Raw genomic sequence first — 17,408 nt, forward strand, 5'->3', positions numbered from 1 at the left:
CCGGCCGGGCGCGCCGGCCCGGACTCGTGCACCTGTCATGGGCGGTGGGCGAGGTGCCGCGAACAGATTCGGACCGGTGCGCCGGATGCGGATGCCGAGGCTCGCGGCATCCGCATCCGGTACGACGCTCTGAGTCCGCGGCGCGGGGCCGGGAGTTTGGGGCGTATCCCGTCGCTCGGGGCGCAGAAAACACGCCCCAAACCGCAGAACCCGCCCCAAACCCGCAACGGCCCCCGCGACCCGCGCCGACCCCGGCGCAGAGGCGCACGGGCCGAGGGGGTCGGGGCGTATCCCGTCGCTCGGGGCGCAGAAAACACTCCCCAAACCGCAGAACCCGCCCCAACCCCGCAACGGCCCCCGCAAACCCGCGCCGACCCCGGCGCAGGAGGAAGCGCCGGGCGATGTCGGCGCGCCGGGGCACCTGACCCGCCGGGCACGCACGGGCAGCGCAACCAGACCGCAACTCCCGGCCCGGCCACGCGGCCGGCGCCCGCGCTACAGCTTGGTGATCGGCGCGATCTTGACGAGCAGCTTCTTCGGGCCGACGGTGTCGAAGCGCACGTGCGCGACGCGCTTCGCGCCCTCGCCGGTGACGGCGTCGACGCGGCCCTCGCCGAAGTCGTCGTGGCGGATGCGATCGCCGGCGGCGAGCACCATGTCGCCGTTGTCGCGCACCTTCGCCGGGATGCGGTTGGGGAACTTGCTCGGGTCGGCCGGGGCGCGCTTGGGCAGCGGCACGAGGTCGTCACCGTAGCGGTTGCCCCCGCCGGCCTGACCGGGGCGACGGCCGCGGGCGTTCAGCGCACGCGACTGCGACCCTCCGCGACCGTTGACGTCGCCGGGCGACTGCCGCCAATCGATGAGGTCGGCCGGAATCTCCTGCAGGAAGCGGCTGGGCATGGCGACGGTGACCTCGCCGAACTGCGCCCGGGTCATAGCGAGCGACACGTGCAGGCGCTTGCGCGCGCGTGTGATGCCGACGTAGAAGAGGCGGCGCTCCTCCTGCGGGCCGCCGGGCTCGTTCGCCGAGATCCGGTGCGGCAGCAGGTCTTCCTCGACGCCCGTGAGGAACACCGCGTCGTACTCGAGCCCCTTGGCGGTGTGCAGGGTCATGAGCGACACCGAGCCCGAGGCGTCGTCGAGGTCGTCGGCATCCGCCACGAGGGTGACCTCGGTGAGGAAGTCGATGATCGTGCCCTCGGGGTTGTTACGCGCGAACTCGCGCGTCACGGCAACGAGCTCGTCGAGGTTCTCGAGGCGCGCCTCGTCTTGCGGGTCTTTGCTCGCGCGCAGGGCGTCGAAGTAGCCGCTCTTGTTCAGCAGCAGCGTCAGCCCCTCGGTGACCGAGGTGGAGGGAGCGAGTTCTCCGGATGCCGGGAGCATGATCGCCGTGGCCTCGGTCAGCACCGCGTCGAGCTGATCGATGGCCTTCTGCAGCTTCGGGCCGACGCCGAGCTGGGCCGAGTTGGCCAGGGCGTCGCGGAAGGTGATGTCGTGCTCGGCGGCGTAGCGGGCGATGGCCGTCTCGGTGACGTCTCCGATGCCGCGGCGCGGGCGGTTGAGGATGCGCCGCAGGGCCATGGAGTCGGCGGGATTGGCCACCGCGACGAGGTACGCGAGGGCGTCTTTGATCTCGGCGCGTTCGTAGAACTTGGTGCCGCCCATGATCTTGTACGGCACGGCCGAGCGGATGAAGATCTCTTCGAGCGCTCGCGACTGCGAGTTGGTGCGGTAGAACACCGCGACGCCCGAGTAGTCGACGCCCTTCTTGTGCAGCGCCTCGATCTCGTCGGCGACGAACTGCGCCTCGTCGTGCTGCGAGTACCCGGTGAAGCCGATGATCGGGTCGCCCGCGCCGACGTCGGTCCAGAGCTTCTTGTCTTTGCGGTCGAAGTTGTTTGAGATGACCGCGTTGGCGGCCGACAGGATGTTCTGCGTCGAGCGGTAGTTCTGCTCGAGCAGCACCACCTTGGCGCCGGGGTAATCGCGTTCGAACTCGCTGATGTTGCGGATGTCGGCGCCGCGGAAGGCGTAGATGGACTGGTCGGAGTCGCCGACGACGGTGAGCGACGCCGCATCTTCGCCGGCGGGCTCGGCGTCGAAGATCATCATTCCGCCGGACGAGAAGGGCTCTGCGTCGGAACCCGGCGGACGCGTGAGCTCGTGGATGAGCGCGTACTGGGCGTGGTTGGTGTCTTGGTACTCGTCGACGAGGATGTGCCGGAACCGCTTGCGGTACCGGTCGGCCACCTGAGGGAAGGCGCGGAAGAGATAGACGGTCTGAGCGATCAGGTCGTCGAAGTCGAAGGCGTTGGCCCGCTGCAGTTCGCGCTGGTAGGAACCGAAGATCTCGACGAACACGCGCTCGGCCGGGTCGCTCATGTTGGCGGACCGCGCGTAGGACTCGGCATCCGCCAGCTCGTTCTTCAGCTTCGAGATGCGGCTCTGGGTGCCGGCCGGGGTGAGGCCGAAGGAGTCGCCCTCGTGCTCTTTCACCAAGCGCTTGATGAGCGCCCGGGAATCGCCGGAGTCGTAGATCGTGAACGACTTGGTGAACCCGAACTGCTCGGCCTCGCGACGCAGGATGCGCACGCACGCCGAGTGGAACGTCGAGATCCACATGCCGTCGGCCTTCTGCCCGATCAGTTGGTGCACGCGCTCGCGCATCTCGCCGGCGGCTTTGTTGGTGAAGGTGATGGCGAGGATCTGGCTGGGATACGCCTCGCGCGTGCGCAGCAGCGACGCGATGCGCCGCGTGAGCACGCTCGTCTTGCCCGAGCCGGCGCCCGCCACGATGAGCAGCGCCTGGCCGCGGTAGGTGACGGCCTCGCGCTGCGGACCGTTCAGCCCCTCGAGGAGGTCGGCGTCGGGTCGGGATGCCGACGGTCCGGGACCGTCGACGATGAGGGGCGTGGAGGCGTCGGTCATGGCGGGATCAAGTCTAGGCGGGGCCTCCGACATCGGCCCCGCCGGGAGATCGGGCGCGTGCGCCGGTGGCCCCGGGGCCACACCCGACGCCCCGGGGCCACGCGCAACGCCCCGCAGCGACGCCACGTCAACGAAGCGGGTTCAGCGTGCGCAGATGGCCCCGGGGCCACACCCGACGCCCCGGGGCCACCCGCAACGCCCCGCAGCGACGCCACGTCAACGAAGCGGGTTCAGCGAGCGCCGGTGGCCCCGGGGCCACACCCGACGCCCCGGGGCCACCCGCAACGCCCCGCAGCGACGCCACGTCAACGAAGCGGGTTCAGCGTGCGCAGATGGCCCCGGGGCCACACACGACGCCCCGGGGCCACCCGCAACGCCCCGAAACGAGGCCCAGCGAAGCGCGGCGGTCAGACCCGGTCTTCGCCCGCGGCACCCGACGACAGCAGCGACTGCGCGCGGGCGAGGTGCTCGGCATCCACCGTCACGTCCCACCGCTCGGCTTCGAAGCCCTTCACGGACGAGAAGTCGCGGCGACCGCGGGTGAGGGCGTGACCGGCGAAACCGAAGACGGCGCCCCACACCGCGCCGAGGACGAGGCCCCACAGCAGCAGCGCGATCCAGGTGCCGAAGGGGGCGAGCAGGCCGAACAGCAGTCCGATCAGCAGACCGAACCAGGCGCCCGAGGCGGCGCCGTACAGCGCGGCGCGACCGCGGGTGAGACGGCCGGTGACCTGCTCGACGATGCGCACGTCGTGTCCGACGATGGCGGTGTGCTCGACAGGGAAGCCGGCGTCGGAGAGGCGATCGACGGCGGCCTGCGCACCGGTGTAGTCGGTGAAGCTCGACAGGATGCGACGTTCGGGGGTGGCGCGGGTGATGTCGGACATGGTGGGTTCCTTCCCTCGATGACCTCACGGTAGTGCGGCGAGCCGCGCCGTCGAGGGCGCTTGCGCCGCCGTGGAACGGGCGTTAGCGCTGTCAAACCCCGGATGCCGCACAGCCGCGGCCTCGATGATGGAGACATGCGCCTGATCCTCAACGTCCTCTGGCTCGTGCTCTCGGGCTTCTGGCTCTTCCTCGGCTACTTGGCCGCCGGGATCGTGCTGTGCATCCTCATCGTCACGATCCCGTGGGGCATCGCGTCGTTCCGCGTGGGCATGTACACGCTGTGGCCGTTCGGGCGCGAGGTCGTCGCAAAGCCCACCGCCGGAGTCGGCTCGTTCCTCGGCAACGTCGTGTGGGTCGTCCTCGCCGGGTGGTGGCTGGCGCTCGGGCACATCGTTACCGGGCTCCTGCTGTGCGTAACGATCATCGGCATCCCCCTCGGGATCGCAAACTTCAAGCTCGTGGCCGTGTCTCTCATGCCGCTCGGCAAGGAGATCCGCGAGGTGGGTCGCGGCGGACCGTTCGACCGGACCCTCGGCCGCTGACGCGGCGCCTCCCGCCGAACAGCACCGCCAGGACCGGTCCGGCGCCCAGACGCCGCGCACAGCGCCGTCAGCGCGCCCGGCGGTACACGCGCTCGGGCAGGGCGAGCAGGATGCCGGCGACCGTCGCCACCGCACCGATCACCGCGGTGACGGTGATGACCTCGATCGGGAACGCCGCGTCCCGCACGCCGGTGAGCCGGGCGAGGTCCCAGGGCAGGATGCCGATCTGCTCGTTCCAGGAGCGCAGCGCGTCGCGCGCGCCGATCATCGCGATGGTCGCGGCGGGGAGCGCGTAGCCGATGCCGATGCCGGCGACGGCGATCCCGGCCGCGCGACGGCGGCCGAGCTGAGCGGACAGCGACCACCCCGCCGCGACAAAGACCCACGCGACGAGGGCGATCGCGACCGCGAGGTAGATGATGCGCAGAGCGGGTGAGCCCCAGAGCGCGTGCCAGATCCCCTCGGGCCCCGACAGTGCGACCGCGCCGAGCGCGACGACGCAGCGCAGCACGAGTGCTCCCCCCACCGCGGCGATGATCGGCCAGGGCGAGCGGCGTCCGAGCAGCAGACGCACGGCGACGGCGAAGACCAGCCATCCCGCGATCGCGACGGCGACGCCCCACATGCCGTCGCGGGGCGTCTGGACGACACGGGTGGCGACGAGCAGACCGCCGGGGACGACGATCATCAGCCATCGGTCCAGCGGCAGCACCCCGAGGCTCGATTCCCGCGCACGCCAGGGCCGGGTCGACGCGATCCAGGTCGCGCGCGCGGCGGCCGCGCCGGGACGCCGCACCAAGCGGGTGCGCGCGGCGACCATGCCGATCACGAGCCACGCGGCACCGAGGAAGAAGAGGAACGTCGCCAGCCACTCCGTGGTGGAGCTGACCCGCATCGGCATCCGGGTGTACGGGTCGACGATCACCGCGATGATCGCGCCGAAGGCGAGCAGGATGCCGGCGATGCCGAGGGCCAGGATGCCGCGTCCCGCCGCCCTCGTCGCCATGCACCTACGTTACCCGGCGCGCGGCCGGTGCCCGGCCGGGAGGCAGGTCCGCCGCCGCTCGGCCGCGCTCGCGCCCCTGCATCGTGCGGCCCCCGACTTCAGCTCACGCCTTGTCGTGCAGCGTGACGTGGTAGCCGTCGGGGTCGGCGAAGGTGAACGTGCGGCCGAACGGGCCGTCGATCGGCTCCATCACGATGCGGTGGCCGTCCGCGACGAGGGCGTCGTGGATGTTCTGCACGTCGGTCGCGTGCAGCCACAGCGCGACGCCGACGCCCGGCTGGGCGACGCCGCTCAGGTCGGTGCCCGGTGCCAGGTCGCGCAGCGCGAAAGCGATCGGTGCGGTCGTGAACACGACCGCGTGCGGCGGGCCCGCGGGCGAGCGCTCGAGACCGAGGTACTGCGCGTAGAACGCGTGGGAGGCGGCGAGGTCGCGCACCTGCAGCGAGATGAAGTCGGGTCCGGTGACGGGCATGAGACGCTCCTTATGTCAGTTAGCTGACATCGAGTGTATGTCAGAATACTGACATGGCACAAGAGCGCATCGATCTCGACACGTCTCTCGGATATCTCCTCAAAGAGGCGGCCAGTGCGTTGCGCCAGGCGATGGAGGACGTCCTGCGCCCCCTCGGCATGACCATCACGCACTACTCCTGCCTCGAATTGCTGGCCCAGCGTCCGGGCCTGTCGAACTCGGAGCTCGCGCGCGGCGCCTTCGTGACGCGTCAGTCGATGAACGTCCTGTTGCAGGCGCTCGAACAGGACGGCGTCGTCGAGCGCCCCGACGCCCCACCGGCCGGCCGTGCACTGCCGACCCGGCTCACCGAGAAGGGACGCCGCACGCTCGACACGGCGAGCGCCGCCGTCCGCTCGGTCGAGCAGCGGATGCTGGCCGGCATGACGGATGCCGAGCAGGCCGCCGCCCTCCGCGCCCTGCGCTCGATGGTGCAGGCTCTGCGCGACTGAGCTGCGTTCAGGCGCGATTCCAGGGCGGGAGCGGATACTGCTCGCCGACCGGCGGCACCGACAGCACCGCGATGACCGCCCCGAGAACGACGGCCGCACTCACCCCCACGAGGATGGAGGCGAGCACGGGGCGTCGGCGCTCCCGCCCGAGAAGGAGGGCGAAGAACGCGGTGACGGCGAGCACCAGCCAGACCACGAGCGCCGAGACGCCGAACCCCACGCTGAACTCGCGTTCGGCGTCCCACCGCGGAGAGTCCTCCAAGACGGTCGACGGCTTCGAGAAGCTCCAGTCGAGTCCCGTCTCAGCGAACGCGAACGCACCGACGAGACCGATGACCGTCGCCACGATCAGGAGGACGGTTCCGGTCACGGTGCGCATGCGCCCATCATGCCGCGCGGACGTGAAACACTGAGTCCCAAGATTGTGTAACAATTCACTCATGCTCCCCGCGCTTGCCATCCTCGCCGCGGCGCTGTGCTTCTCCACCACCGGCACCGCGCAGGCACTGGCCGGGGTCGATGCCTCGCCCCTCGCGGTCGGCGCCGCACGGATCGTCGTGGGCGGCGGCATCCTGGGTCTGATCGCGCTCCTCCCCCGGCGGGCCGCTGTCCCCCGCCCGCCCCTGCGCGGGAGCGCGGCGCTGCTCATCGCCGTGGGCGCGATCGGCGTGCTCGCCTACCAACCGCTCTTCTTCCTCGGCACGCGCGACAACGGCGTCGCGGTCGGCACGGTCGTCGCGCTCGGCTCCGCGCCGATCGCGACGGGGATCGTGGATGCCGTGCGCCTGCGCCGTCCGCCGTCGGTGCGGTGGATGACCGCCACCGCCCTCGCACTGGTCGGCGTCGTCCTCGTCTCGGGTGTCGTCGGCGGAGCGGTGGCCCTCTCCCCCGCAGGCCTGCTCGCGTCGGCCGGGGCGGGGATGTCGTACGCCCTCTATACGGTGTGCGGAAAGGCGCTGATCGAGAGGGGGTGGAACTCGACGCATGTGATGGGCGCGGTCTTCGGCGTGGCCGCGGTCGCGAGTGTGCCGGTGCTGCTCCTCGCCGGAACGGCCTGGCTGTTCACGCCCGAGGGACTGTCCCTCACCCTCTGGCTCGGCATCGTGACCACCGCCGTGGCCTACCTGCTGTTCGGCTGGGGCCTCGCGCGCCTCAGCGCCGTCACCGTGGCGACCCTGACCCTCGCCGAGCCGCTCGCCGCGACCCTGCTCGGGCTGTTCGTGCTGAGCGAGCGGCTGACGCTCGTCAGCGGGATCGGCCTGGCGCTCATCGCCGTGGGTCTCGCCGTCGTCTCCGTCCCGTCGCGCCGGCGCGAGGAGGTTCCGGATGCCGCGCCCCGGCCCTGATCCCACATTTTCGGCCGCGCCGGGCCCGCGCACGGCCGACCTCGTCGCCGACGCCGTTCGCGGCGGCATCCTCTCGGGCGAGCTGCCGCCCGGAACGCCGCTGCGCGAGGAGGAGCTCAGCGCCACGTACGGCGTCTCCCGCCACACCGCGCGCACCGCACTGGCCCGCCTCACCGCGGAACGTCTCGCAACCGCCGAGCCCTACCGCGGGGTGCGCGTGTCGCTGCTCGACGACGCCGCGCTCGTCGCCCTGCAGCAGCTGCGCTGCGCCCTCGAGACGGAGGCACTGCGGATCGTGCGGGAGCGCGGCATCCATCCCCCGGGGATCGACGACGCCCTGGACGACCTCGCTCGCGCGGAGGACTCCGGCGACTGGCCGGCGACCCTCGAGGCGCACGCCCGCGTGCACCTGGCACTCGTCGATGCGGCCGGATCGCCGCGCATCGCCGAGGAGTACCGCCGCCTCGACGGCGAGATGCACCTGCTGCTGACGCACGTGCGCCCCGCCTACGGACCCGGCGCCCTGACCGTCGAGCACCGCGCGTACGTGACCGCCGCCCTCGCCGATCCCGAGCGCGCAGTGCGGGCGCACCTCGACCACTCGACGCGAGCGATCCTCGACAGCCGACGGTGAGCCGCCACACGGCGACACATCCCGTCACCTCCCGCAACGCACCTTCGCGCCTCCCGCCGCGCGGTCTAGCGTGGGACCACATCGCGGCGATCCGGGCGGTCCCGGGCCTCGGCTCATAACCGAAGGCGTGGCGGGTTCGACTCCCGCCGTCGCGTCGAACAGGCCGTGCCGGGCGCAGCGTCCGTCCCACCGATGAACGATGTGGATGTCGTCTTCGTGTCGACCTTGACCGCGGGCCGCCCCGCCTTCCAGCCGGATGAGCTGCTCGTCCGCGGGAGATGAGTCCGTTCAGTCGACAAGGAAGGGGGCTTCGGCGACGCCCGCCCCGCATTCCGTTCGCGTCACGGACACGTGTCGATCGCTGTCCAGGGTGTACTCGAGGCAAGCTCGCCCCCAGTAGTCCGCCCCCACCAGCACGGGCCCACCCGCTCTGACGTGAACGTAGGAGGCGACGGCGAAAGTGGAGTCTCGCGCGGACAGCAACGAGAGGTGGACGGGAGACAACGACCCGAGTTCATCCTCCGGAGACGCTAAGAACACGAGAACCGCGCGGGCGGGATCACTCGCGTCCGAAGCGAGCTGCTGCGCATGCGCGAGCACCTCGCCCTCCGCGAAGGCTGCAGCAGAACGATCGCCATCCCGCATCAACGGAGCCGGTGCCTCTCCAAAAGCTCGCGCCGCGAACGCAGCGCTCAGGACCACGATGGAAAGAACCGCCAACGTGACGCGCTTTCGTCGACTGACCGCGATCATTCGGCACGCCCCTCGCACGCCAGTGTGCCGCCGACATACCCGATGGATCGAGCCTCGGCGCGGTCGCGACCGATGAAGACAGGCTCTCCGCAGTGCGCCTCGAAATCGAAAGCAGGATCGATCCCGCCGACCCATGTCGAGGGGGGCGTCTCATCCTCGCGAGGGCTCGCCATGCCTCCACCCTGCCATCGACAAACGACCGCCCGAACTCTCTCGGCCGATTATTCGTCATCTCGCCCTTGCGTCACCGTCCATATGCTTCCTCGGAGAGCATTCGTCGCACGGGGCATTTCGGGCCGGAACGACGGAGGTGAGGAGGGCACACGCATGACGGCACCACTCCAGGACGCCACAGCACTCCTCCGCGCCATCGCTTCGACCTCGGACCACCCCGCGGACGACGTGCGCGCCGCCGGGCTCGTCGAACGGATCCCCGAGCTCGCCGGTCTCGCGGGTGTCGCCCAAGATGCCGTCTGGCATCCGGAGGGCGACGTGCTGACACACAGCCTTCTCGCGATGGATGCCGCAGCATCCGCGTGGCGCTCGGCGTGGCGCCCCGACATCCGGCGCGAGGTCGTGGTGCTGGCAGCCCTCCTGCACGACATCGGCAAACCGGCCACCACCCGGCTCGTGGACGGTCGTCTCACCTCGCGGGGGCACGCGGAGCACGGGGCCGACCTCGTCGCCGTGCTGGCGGAGCGGGCGGGGTGGCCGGCATCCCTCTCCGAACCGATCTTGGCGATCGTCCGCAACCACATGGTCACGACGTCGGTCACCGGCGAGCCCTCGCGGCGTGCCGTGCGCCGACTGGAGCAGCGGCTCCTCGAGCACGGGGCGACGCTGGAGGAGTGGGCCGTCGTCGTCGACGCCGATGGACGGGCGCGGGCGGGGGCGGCGATCGCGGGACGCTCCGCGCCGTGGGTGGAGGCCGCGAGGCGGGTCTGAGAGCACGAACCTCAGGCGCTTGCGCGCTCACGGATCCTCCGCGAGCCTGACGGAATGCAGAATCGCAACGATGCCGTCGCCGCAGCGGAGAACTGGATCGCTCGCTACGTCCGCGCGTGGTCGACGAACGATCCCGATGACATCCGCGCCCTGTTCACGGAGAATGCCGAGTACCGTGACGGGCCGGCGACCGCACCGTGGGTGGGTCGCGAAGCGATCGTCGACGCGTGGCTCGCGCAGAAAGACGAACCGGGCACGTGGTCGTTCGCGCACGAGCTGACCGCCGTCGACGGAGATATCGCCGTCATCCGGGGATGGACGGACTATCCCACCGCCACCGAAAAGGCAAGACGCTACGACAACCTCATGGTGATCCGCCTCGCGGAGGACGGTAGCGCCGCGATGTTCACGGACTGGTGGGTGGCGTCGCAGCCGTCCGACTCCTGACCGCGAGCGGGGCGATACCGCTCCCGGCCAGCGTCTGCGGCGTGACGACCTAGCGGTCGGCCGCCGAACCGACGGATGGAGCCCGCCGCTTCCGTACCTCGCGCAGCACGATCTGCTCGGGACACACCGTCGACAAGAAGTCGCCCACGGACAACGCCAAACGCTCACCGACGAGCGAGTACAGGATGCGATTCGCATCGCGCCGTTCGGTGATCAGGCCGGCTTGGCGCAGTACCCCGAGGTGCCGCGAGATGGTCGGCCCGCTCGCGTCGAACCGGGCCGCGATCTCACCCGCGGCCATCTCACCGTCTTTCAGGTCCTGCAGAATCTGACGACGCGTCGGATGCGCAAGGGCCGCGAAGATGTCGGATGCGGCGTCGGTCACGGCATCCAATCTAGCACCAAAGCTAAATTGCGTGTAGCTTCTTCGCTAAATAGCAAAGGAGTTCCCATGGACGTGAAGTCGGATGCTCGGGAACGGGCGAACGCCGCGCCGCCCATCCCACCGATGGCGGCGAGGATCGCGCAGCGCGTGCTCGTCAACTATCGCGTCGACCGCGAGGTCGCACAGTCACTGCTTCCCCGGGGCCTGCGCCCGCAGCTCATCGCCGGCTACGCGGTGGCAGGCGTCTGCCTGATCCACCTCACCGCGTTCCGCCCCGCGTGGTTCGCCCCGGCGATCGGGCACCGCAGTCGGAACGCCGCTCACCGCATCGCGGTCGAGTGGGACACCGCCGACGGCCCGGCAACCGGCGTCTACATCCCCCGCCGCCACAGCTCCTCGCGACTCGCGCGTCTGGCCGGCGGCCGAGTTTTCCCCGGCACGCATCTCCCCGCCGCGGTCACTTTCCGCGCCACCGAGAGCGACCTCACGGTCGACGTCGGCGCCGACGATCTGCGCGTTCACGTCGCAGCTCGCCGGGGCTCCGGCATCCCGTTCCACAGCCGCCTCTTCGAGACACTCGAGGAGTCCTCGATGTTCTTCCGAAAGGATGCCGTCGGCTGGTCGCCCTCGCGCTCGGGACGACTCGAAGGACTTCGACTCAGCACCGAAGCGTGGCGTGTGGAGCCCCTGGTCGTCACCGACCTGCAGTCGACCTTCTTCGAGGCCCTCCCCGCCGGATCCGCCGAGTTCGATCACGCCCTGTTCATGCACGACGTGCCGACACGCTGGAGCGGAGTCAACGCGCCCGCGCCGAGCCCGCGACTGCTGCAAGATTGACCCCATGACCGCTTCCGCACCCCAGGACGTACCCGTCGGCAGCGAGAGCATCCGCCTCGGCCCGTTCATGAAGTTCGCCGGCGTCCTCGACTCGGGCGGCGACGTCAAGGAGGCCATCATCGACGGCTACGTCGAGGTCAACGGGGAGGTCGATCGCCGCCGTGGGCGGCAGCTCCAGGTCGGGGACGTCGTGACCTTCGAGGGACGCTCCTTCCGCGTTCAGGCCTGAAGCCGGGAACACGGAAGGCCCGCCACCCCGGAGGGAAGCGGGCCCCGCGGCATCCTGCGCTCGTGACACAGGATGCCGCTCGAGCTCAGTGCTCGTCGTAGTGGTCGGTGTGCAGCGCGTGACGGTGACCGTCGTGCACGTAGTCGGCGTGGTCGTCGTGCTGGACCTTCTCGTGACCGCAGTCGTCGCCGTGACGGTGCTCCTCGACGCCGTGCTCGGCCTTCGACTCGTGCTCGTCGTAGTGGTCGCCGTGCAGCGCGTGGTGGTGGGTGCCGTGCACGTAGTCGACGTGGTCGCCGTGCTCGATCTTCTGGTGGCCGCAGTCGTCGCCGTGCGCGTGCTCCTCGACGGAGTGCTCGGCGTGGGTCTCGGCAGTGCTCATTCTTCGTTCCCCTGGTCGGTCGGTTCGGTGACGTGGGCGATCGCGTCGAGCACGACGTGAGCGACATGCTGATCCGCGAGGGCGTAGCGGATCTCTTTGCCCTCGCGCTCGGACGTCACGAGACCCGCCTGCCGCAAGGTGCGCAGATGCTGCGACACCAACGGTTGCGACAGGCCGGCGCGCTCGGCGAGAGAGCCGACCGTGAGCTGTTCACGGCTCAGCAGCCAGACGAGCGCGAGACGCGACTCGCTGCCGAGGACCTTGAACAACTCCGCCGCGTCGTCGAGCCCGGCGATCGTTTCCACGGCATCCACATCACCACACGCATAAACGGATTGCAATATGTTCACTCAACCGGGAACGGTTCTCGTTTCCGTTATCGCGCGGCTACCCCTGACGCCCCTTGAACCGGGGGTTGAGCTTGTTGATGACGAAGACCTTGCCGCGGCGGCGCACCACCTGTGCACCGGGCTGCTTCTTCAGCGACTTGATCGACGCGCGCACCTTCATGGCATCCTCCTTGTTGATAACCGTTCTCAGTAACAGGCTAGAGTGCTGGTGACCCGCTGACCAAACGAGAGGTGGATGCCATGCCCCGCCCGATCGCGATCATGGGCGTGTGCGCCCCGGAGCGCCGCGCCTACGCCGAGCGCGCCGCCGCCGCGACGCGTCGCCCCCTGCACACGCTGCGCCACACCGACCTGCGCTCCGCGCACACCCTGCCGCATCCGCGCACCCGCACCGGCAGCGACATCGCGATCGTCGACATGGGCACCGACGCCGACCTCATCCACGGGCTCACCACGCAGGGCGGTGCCCAGGTCGAGGCGGTGTGCATCGTCGACGCCCGGCACATGATCGGCGACCTGCTCGACGACGCTCCGCTCGCGGCATCCGTCCGTCCCGGCGACACCCGCGGCGACGTCGGCGCCCGCGCCCGTCAGGCCGCCCTCGCGATCGAGCTCGCCACCCGTGTCGTCTGGATCAACTGGGAGACGGTGCCGACCGCGGCCCTGTCCGTGCAGATGGCCCTCGCCTCGCACCTCAACCCGACCGCCGTCGTGCGGCTCTCGCGCGACCCGGTGGACGACCTCCGATCGCCGGCGCAGCACGACGGCGAACTGCTGGAGCGGGCCGGCTGGGTGCGCGCACTCAACGACGAGCACGACCCGTTCATGCGCGACAACCGGGTCGCGACGGTGCGCTACGAGCAGGTCCGACCGTTCCACCCCGCGCGCTTGTCGACCGCGCTCGACCGACTCGACGACGGCGCCGCCGGACGCCTCGTGCGCTCGGCCGGATTCTGCCGGCTGGCGTCTCGTCCCGGCATCCTGGCCAAGTGGGAGCACATCGGTTCAGCCATGTGGATCGAACCGCTCGGCACAGACGACGGCCGCATGGGCCTCGGCCAGGAGCTCGTCTTCACGGGTCTCGACATGTCCATCCCCCGTCTCTCGCACACCCTCGACGCGGCCGCTCTCACCGACGACGAGCTCTCGGCCGGGCCCTCGGCGTGGCTGACCTTCGATGACCCGCTGCCCGCCTGGCCCGCCGTGGAGTCCTCGATTCCGGATGCCACGGACTGAGGCTGCCGCAGGGTCCGGGACGGCTCGCGGCGGGGTCCGGGGGTTCGCGGCGAAGTCGGCGGGTCCCGGGCCATTCGGGGAGCCTCCGGTGGGTCGGGGACGGCTCGGGGCGGATTCGGCGGGCCGGGGCGAGAGAAAGGCGCCCCCAGTGGTCGGTCGCGCCCCGAATCGCGGAGTGGAGCGATGCGACCGGCATGATGTCAAGCCGGTCGTCCGGGCGCGTGGAGAGGAGCACCGTGGTGGCATGAGCACTCCTGACATCCCCTCCCGCCACGCCGACGACGCCCGTGCCGACTCGGCCGCCCCGACCGATGCCGTGACCGACGAGGTCCGCGAGGACGCCGCCGAAGCCGAGGAGAACGTCGACCTCGACGACCACACCGGCGACGCGATCGACGGCGAGACACCCGTCCCCGAGCCCGGCTTCCCCGCCGCCGAGGGTCACGCCTGACCTCTTCGGCGTTCGTCGGCATCTCGGGGTGGCGGTATCCGCGGTGGCGCGGCGACTTCTACCCGCGCGGGCTCGCGCAGCGGCGTGAGTTGGCGTTCGTCGGCGAGCGCCTGCCGAGCGTCGAGCTCAACGGGTCGTTCTCCTCGCTGCAGCGGCCCACGAGCTACCTGAAATGGCGGGCGGACGTGCCCGACGGCTTCGTCTTCGCGGTCAAGGGGTCGCGCTACGTCACCCACATGCTGCGTCTCAACGGCGTGCACACGGCCCTGGCGAACTTCTTCGCGTCGGGCGTGCTCGCACTCGGACCCGCGCTGGGGCCGTTCCTGTGGCAGCTGCCGGAGCGCGTCGAGTTCGACGCCGACCTGCTCGATGACTTCCTGAACCAGTTGCCGCGGACGACGGGCGGGGCTCTCGCTCTCGCGCGCGACCACGACCAGCGGCTTGACGGGCGCGACTGGCTCGAGATCGACGCCGACGTGCCGGTGCGGCACGCGCTGGAGCCGCGGTCGGACTCGTTCCGCGATCCCCGCGCTCTCGAGATCCTCCGCGCCCACGGCGTCGCCCTCGTCTACGCCGACACCGCCGGACGCTGGCCGACGTTCGACGCGATCACGGCCGACCACGTCTACATCCGGCTGCACGGCGCGCACGAGCTGTACGCCAGCGGATACACCGACGCCGAGCTCGACGCCTGGGCCGACCGGATTCGCGGCTGGCTCGATGGCTCGGCGGCGGACGACGGGATGCCGCGCGACACCTACGTCTACTTCGACAACGACGCCCGCGGCCGGGCCCCGTGGGACGCGATGGCTCTCGCGGAACGTTTGCGCTGACGGCCCTGGCGCGGTGCGGTGCGGTGCGGCCCGTCCTCTCCCGCACCGCCGAACCGTTAGGCGATACGCGTCCCCGGCGGCAGGCGCTTCGCGGGGGTCCGCGTGCGAGCCACCCCCCAGGCGAGGAGAGCGCCCGCGAGGATCAGCTGCACGAGCAGCCCCACGAACCAGCTCGGGGTGGTCCCTTCGACGCGCTCCTGGACGCTCGGGTACTCGTCGGCGTACCACTGCGCCGACCGCGCGCACCCGTCATACGTGGTGGGCTCCTCCGGGGGCAGTTGAGCCAGACGGACGCCCGATGCGAACTGCGTGAACAGGTCGGTGGGGTTTCCGCCGACGTACGTGGGCGGGGTCGCGTCGGCGAGGATGACGAAGGGATTCGCCGCGAGCAGCCACCACACGCGGTCGAATCGCGGCTGCTCGTAGACCGTCGTCGACTCGACGCACGGGAGGTCGTCGTAGCTCGGGCAATCACTCGACCGCACCGGTGCGCTGGGGTCGCACCCCGGGGGCACCGCGGTCCAGTCGACGTCGCGCGAGACGGTCGTCGCCTCGGTACGCAGCGCTGCCCCGCCGAGCCCGAACGCGATCAACGTGCCCAGGGTCAGCGCGGCGACGAGCAGATACGTCGAGGCCACCGAGAAGATCGGCCGCGCGATGACCGCGCTCAGACCGACGCCGATCGCCGCCACGACGCCGACCTCGATGACGAGGATGCCGAGCGAGGTGACGATCGCCGCCGGGTTCAGCTCGCCGGCGATCGTGGCGATGACGAGGAACGGTGCCGCGACGACCAGGAACGCCAGACCGGAGATCCACGCGGCCAGGAACTTGCCGAGCACGATCTCGCCGGTCGTCGCGAGGGTGACCTGCACCGGCGCGAGGGTCGCGGCATCCCGATCGCCGTTGACCGCGCTCCCGCTCAGGGTCGGCGAGACGAGCAGCGTCAGCAGTAGGACGAGCATGATGACGAGCGAGAAGAACCACTCGCTGCCGCCCGTCGTGAGCGAGAACGCGGCGAACGACAGGCCCAGCAGCCCGATCAGGATGACGGCGAAGACGCCCAGGAGCACGTACCAGCCGACGGAGCGCACGCGCTGGCGCAGCTCGATGCCGATGATGGTGCGCAGTCGGTGCATGTTCACGAGGCGCTCCCGTCGTCGGCGCGGTCGGCGGGCGGCGCTGCGGGTGGCTGCCAGGAGCCGGGCGGCGCGGGTTCGGTCGTGACGGTTCCGCCCGCGTCCGCGGGCTTCGGGGGCGCGGCGTCGGCCCGGAGATCGAGGAACGCGTGTTCGAGGTCGCCCACGGCCGGCGCGAACTCCACGATCGGGAGGCCGGCGCTCACGAGCGAGCGCAGGCCGGCGACCGCGCCCGCCTCGTCCGCGAACGGCACGAGGACGTCGCGCCGATCGGTGCCCACCTCGTGCCCCGCGCGCCCGAGGGCGGCCGCGACGTCGAGGCGCACGGCATCCATCGATCGGGCGACGTCGGCGGGAACGCGCACGCGCCACACCCGCATACGGGTCGCCGCCGCAGCGACACGGTCGGTCCCGACCGTGCGGCCGTCGACCATGAAGACGGCGTCGTCAACCACCTCTTCGAGCTCGGACAGCACGTGGCTCGAGATGAGGATCGTCCGCCCCTCGCCCGCCAGGCGCCGTAGGAGCACGCGCAGGGAGATGCGGGCCTGAGGATCGAGGCCAGACGCCGGCTCGTCGAGCAGCAGCACCCGCGGATCGTGGACCAGGGCACGCGCGAGCGCGAGGCGCTGCTTCTGCCCGCGCGACAGCACCCGCGCCGGCGACGCGGCGAGCGCGCCGAGGTCGACCAGCTCCAGCAGGTGGTCGGCCCGGGATCGTGCGTCGTCACGCGACAGGTCGTAGAGCTGCCCGGTGGCCACCAGGACCTCGCGCGAGGTGAGGCTCGGCCACGCGCCCAGGGAGTCCGGCATCCACCCGAGAAGACGTCGCGCCCCGGCCGGATCGGTCACGGGGTCGACGCCCCCGATGCGCATCTCGCCCTCGTCGGGTCGGAGGAGCGACGCGAGCATGAGCATCAGCGTCGTCTTGCCGGAGCCGTTGGGCCCGACGAGTCCGGTGACCCGGCCTGGAGAGGCGGTGAAGGTCACCTGCTGCACGGCGTGCACCGCACCGAAAGACCGTTTCACCCCTGCGACGTCGATACCGGCATCCATGGCCCCACCCTAGGGGGACCCTCCGACACGGCTCGGGCGCGGTGAGCGCTCCGACCCCG

The 17,408-nt window shown here is 70.9% G+C and carries 23 protein-coding genes and 1 tRNA gene; 12 read left to right on the forward strand and 12 right to left on the reverse strand.

Translation table 11 applies throughout. From position 1 onward, the window contains the following. Positions 1-495: 495 nt before the first annotated feature. Together Q9R20_RS02915 and Q9R20_RS02920 are read right to left on the reverse strand one after the other, a co-directional pair. A complete protein-coding gene (locus Q9R20_RS02915; RefSeq protein ID WP_311247929.1) occupies positions 496-2,928 on the reverse strand; it encodes a UvrD-helicase domain-containing protein in 2,433 nt (810 codons plus the stop codon). A gap of 407 nt (positions 2,929-3,335) precedes the next feature. Then, positions 3,336-3,815 (reverse strand): general stress protein, encoded by a 480-nt coding sequence (locus Q9R20_RS02920; protein ID WP_295837783.1) that lies wholly within the window; start codon positions 3,813-3,815, stop codon positions 3,336-3,338. A gap of 135 nt (positions 3,816-3,950) precedes the next feature. Here Q9R20_RS02920 and Q9R20_RS02925 point away from each other — a divergent pair, with 135 nt between their 5' ends. After that, entirely contained in the window at positions 3,951-4,358 is a 408-nt protein-coding gene (locus Q9R20_RS02925) for a YccF domain-containing protein (protein WP_311247930.1), read from the forward strand. 67 nt (positions 4,359-4,425) lie between these two features. Here the strand turns inward: Q9R20_RS02925 and Q9R20_RS02930 are convergent, their stop codons facing one another. Both Q9R20_RS02930 and Q9R20_RS02935 read right to left on the reverse strand, forming a co-directional pair. After that, on the reverse strand, positions 4,426-5,364 hold the full coding sequence (locus tag Q9R20_RS02930) for a hypothetical protein (protein WP_311247931.1): 939 nt from the start codon (positions 5,362-5,364) through the stop codon (positions 4,426-4,428). Positions 5,365-5,467: 103 nt separating this feature from the next. Continuing rightward, the gene (locus Q9R20_RS02935) at positions 5,468-5,836 is read right to left on the reverse strand and encodes a VOC family protein (RefSeq protein ID WP_311247932.1); all 369 of its coding nucleotides are present in this window, start codon (positions 5,834-5,836) and stop codon (positions 5,468-5,470) included. Positions 5,837-5,889: 53 nt separating this feature from the next. Here Q9R20_RS02935 and Q9R20_RS02940 point away from each other — a divergent pair, with 53 nt between their 5' ends. Continuing rightward, positions 5,890-6,327: a MarR family transcriptional regulator gene (locus tag Q9R20_RS02940; protein WP_311247933.1), complete on the forward strand. Its 438-nt coding sequence runs from the start codon at positions 5,890-5,892 to the stop codon at positions 6,325-6,327. A 7-nt stretch (positions 6,328-6,334) separates the two neighbouring features. Here the strand turns inward: Q9R20_RS02940 and Q9R20_RS02945 are convergent, their stop codons facing one another. Beyond that, complete coding sequence (locus Q9R20_RS02945; protein ID WP_311247934.1) at positions 6,335-6,706, reverse strand: hypothetical protein; 372 nt, start codon at positions 6,704-6,706, stop codon at positions 6,335-6,337. 61 nt (positions 6,707-6,767) lie between these two features. On the opposite strand from Q9R20_RS02945, the gene Q9R20_RS02950 reads away from it, so the two are divergent. The 3 genes from Q9R20_RS02950 to Q9R20_RS02960 all read left to right on the forward strand — a co-directional run bounded on the left by Q9R20_RS02950 (position 6,768) and on the right by Q9R20_RS02960 (position 8,462). Continuing rightward, positions 6,768-7,673 (forward strand): EamA family transporter, encoded by a 906-nt coding sequence (locus Q9R20_RS02950; RefSeq protein WP_311247935.1) that lies wholly within the window; start codon positions 6,768-6,770, stop codon positions 7,671-7,673. Beyond that, a complete protein-coding gene (locus tag Q9R20_RS02955) occupies positions 7,654-8,307 on the forward strand; it encodes a GntR family transcriptional regulator (RefSeq protein WP_311247936.1) in 654 nt (217 codons plus the stop codon). Before Q9R20_RS02950 ends, Q9R20_RS02955 begins: the two co-directional genes overlap by 20 nt. Positions 8,308-8,389: 82 nt before the next feature. After that, a tRNA-Met gene (locus Q9R20_RS02960) sits at positions 8,390-8,462 on the forward strand. Between the two features lie 133 nt (positions 8,463-8,595). On the opposite strand, the gene Q9R20_RS02965 is transcribed toward Q9R20_RS02960, so the two are convergent. Then, positions 8,596-9,060 (reverse strand): hypothetical protein, encoded by a 465-nt coding sequence (locus tag Q9R20_RS02965; RefSeq protein WP_311247937.1) that lies wholly within the window; start codon positions 9,058-9,060, stop codon positions 8,596-8,598. 327 nt (positions 9,061-9,387) lie between these two features. Between Q9R20_RS02965 and Q9R20_RS02970 the strand changes: the two genes are divergently transcribed. Continuing rightward, entirely contained in the window at positions 9,388-10,005 is a 618-nt protein-coding gene (locus tag Q9R20_RS02970; protein WP_311247938.1) for an HD domain-containing protein, read from the forward strand. A 54-nt stretch (positions 10,006-10,059) separates the two neighbouring features. Beyond that, positions 10,060-10,452, forward strand: a complete 393-nt coding sequence (locus Q9R20_RS02975) for a nuclear transport factor 2 family protein (protein WP_311247939.1) — start codon at positions 10,060-10,062, stop codon at positions 10,450-10,452. A gap of 49 nt (positions 10,453-10,501) precedes the next feature. On the opposite strand, the gene Q9R20_RS02980 is transcribed toward Q9R20_RS02975, so the two are convergent. Beyond that, positions 10,502-10,837, reverse strand: coding sequence for a metalloregulator ArsR/SmtB family transcription factor (locus Q9R20_RS02980; protein ID WP_311247940.1), 336 nt, complete (start codon positions 10,835-10,837; stop codon positions 10,502-10,504). A gap of 66 nt (positions 10,838-10,903) precedes the next feature. On the opposite strand from Q9R20_RS02980, the gene Q9R20_RS02985 reads away from it, so the two are divergent. Together Q9R20_RS02985 and Q9R20_RS02990 are read left to right on the forward strand one after the other, a co-directional pair. After that, positions 10,904-11,674, forward strand: coding sequence for a DUF2071 domain-containing protein (locus tag Q9R20_RS02985; RefSeq protein WP_311247941.1), 771 nt, complete (start codon positions 10,904-10,906; stop codon positions 11,672-11,674). Between the two features lie 4 nt (positions 11,675-11,678). Then, entirely contained in the window at positions 11,679-11,903 is a 225-nt protein-coding gene (locus tag Q9R20_RS02990) for an RNA-binding S4 domain-containing protein (RefSeq protein ID WP_295837812.1), read from the forward strand. Between the two features lie 85 nt (positions 11,904-11,988). Here the strand turns inward: Q9R20_RS02990 and Q9R20_RS02995 are convergent, their stop codons facing one another. From Q9R20_RS02995 to ykgO, 3 genes are all read right to left on the reverse strand, one after another. Continuing rightward, on the reverse strand, positions 11,989-12,285 hold the full coding sequence (locus tag Q9R20_RS02995) for a hypothetical protein (protein WP_311247942.1): 297 nt from the start codon (positions 12,283-12,285) through the stop codon (positions 11,989-11,991). Further along, positions 12,282-12,590, reverse strand: coding sequence for a helix-turn-helix transcriptional regulator (locus tag Q9R20_RS03000; RefSeq protein ID WP_295837818.1), 309 nt, complete (start codon positions 12,588-12,590; stop codon positions 12,282-12,284). The genes Q9R20_RS02995 and Q9R20_RS03000 overlap by 4 nt, the downstream gene beginning before the upstream one ends. Positions 12,591-12,672: 82 nt before the next feature. Beyond that, the gene (ykgO, locus tag Q9R20_RS03005) at positions 12,673-12,795 is read right to left on the reverse strand and encodes a type B 50S ribosomal protein L36 (protein ID WP_056226526.1); all 123 of its coding nucleotides are present in this window, start codon (positions 12,793-12,795) and stop codon (positions 12,673-12,675) included. 80 nt (positions 12,796-12,875) lie between these two features. Here ykgO and Q9R20_RS03010 point away from each other — a divergent pair, with 80 nt between their 5' ends. From Q9R20_RS03010 to Q9R20_RS03020, 3 genes are all read left to right on the forward strand, one after another. Beyond that, positions 12,876-13,871, forward strand: a complete 996-nt coding sequence (locus Q9R20_RS03010; RefSeq protein WP_311247943.1) for a GTP-binding protein — start codon at positions 12,876-12,878, stop codon at positions 13,869-13,871. A 244-nt stretch (positions 13,872-14,115) separates the two neighbouring features. Then, entirely contained in the window at positions 14,116-14,322 is a 207-nt protein-coding gene (locus Q9R20_RS03015) for a hypothetical protein (RefSeq protein WP_295837823.1), read from the forward strand. Next, positions 14,319-15,155 (forward strand): DUF72 domain-containing protein, encoded by an 837-nt coding sequence (locus tag Q9R20_RS03020; protein WP_311248397.1) that lies wholly within the window; start codon positions 14,319-14,321, stop codon positions 15,153-15,155. The genes Q9R20_RS03015 and Q9R20_RS03020 overlap by 4 nt, the downstream gene beginning before the upstream one ends. Positions 15,156-15,211: 56 nt before the next feature. Here Q9R20_RS03020 and Q9R20_RS03025 read toward each other — a convergent pair whose 3' ends face one another. Together Q9R20_RS03025 and Q9R20_RS03030 are read right to left on the reverse strand one after the other, a co-directional pair. Then, complete coding sequence (locus tag Q9R20_RS03025) at positions 15,212-16,294, reverse strand: ABC transporter permease (protein WP_311248398.1); 1,083 nt, start codon at positions 16,292-16,294, stop codon at positions 15,212-15,214. A 2-nt stretch (positions 16,295-16,296) separates the two neighbouring features. Beyond that, complete coding sequence (locus tag Q9R20_RS03030; protein WP_311247944.1) at positions 16,297-17,349, reverse strand: ABC transporter ATP-binding protein; 1,053 nt, start codon at positions 17,347-17,349, stop codon at positions 16,297-16,299. Positions 17,350-17,408 lie beyond the last annotated feature (59 nt).

It is taken from the genome of Microbacterium sp. PRF11, assembly GCF_031844085.1.
GTDB lineage: Bacteria > Actinomycetota > Actinomycetes > Actinomycetales > Microbacteriaceae > Microbacterium.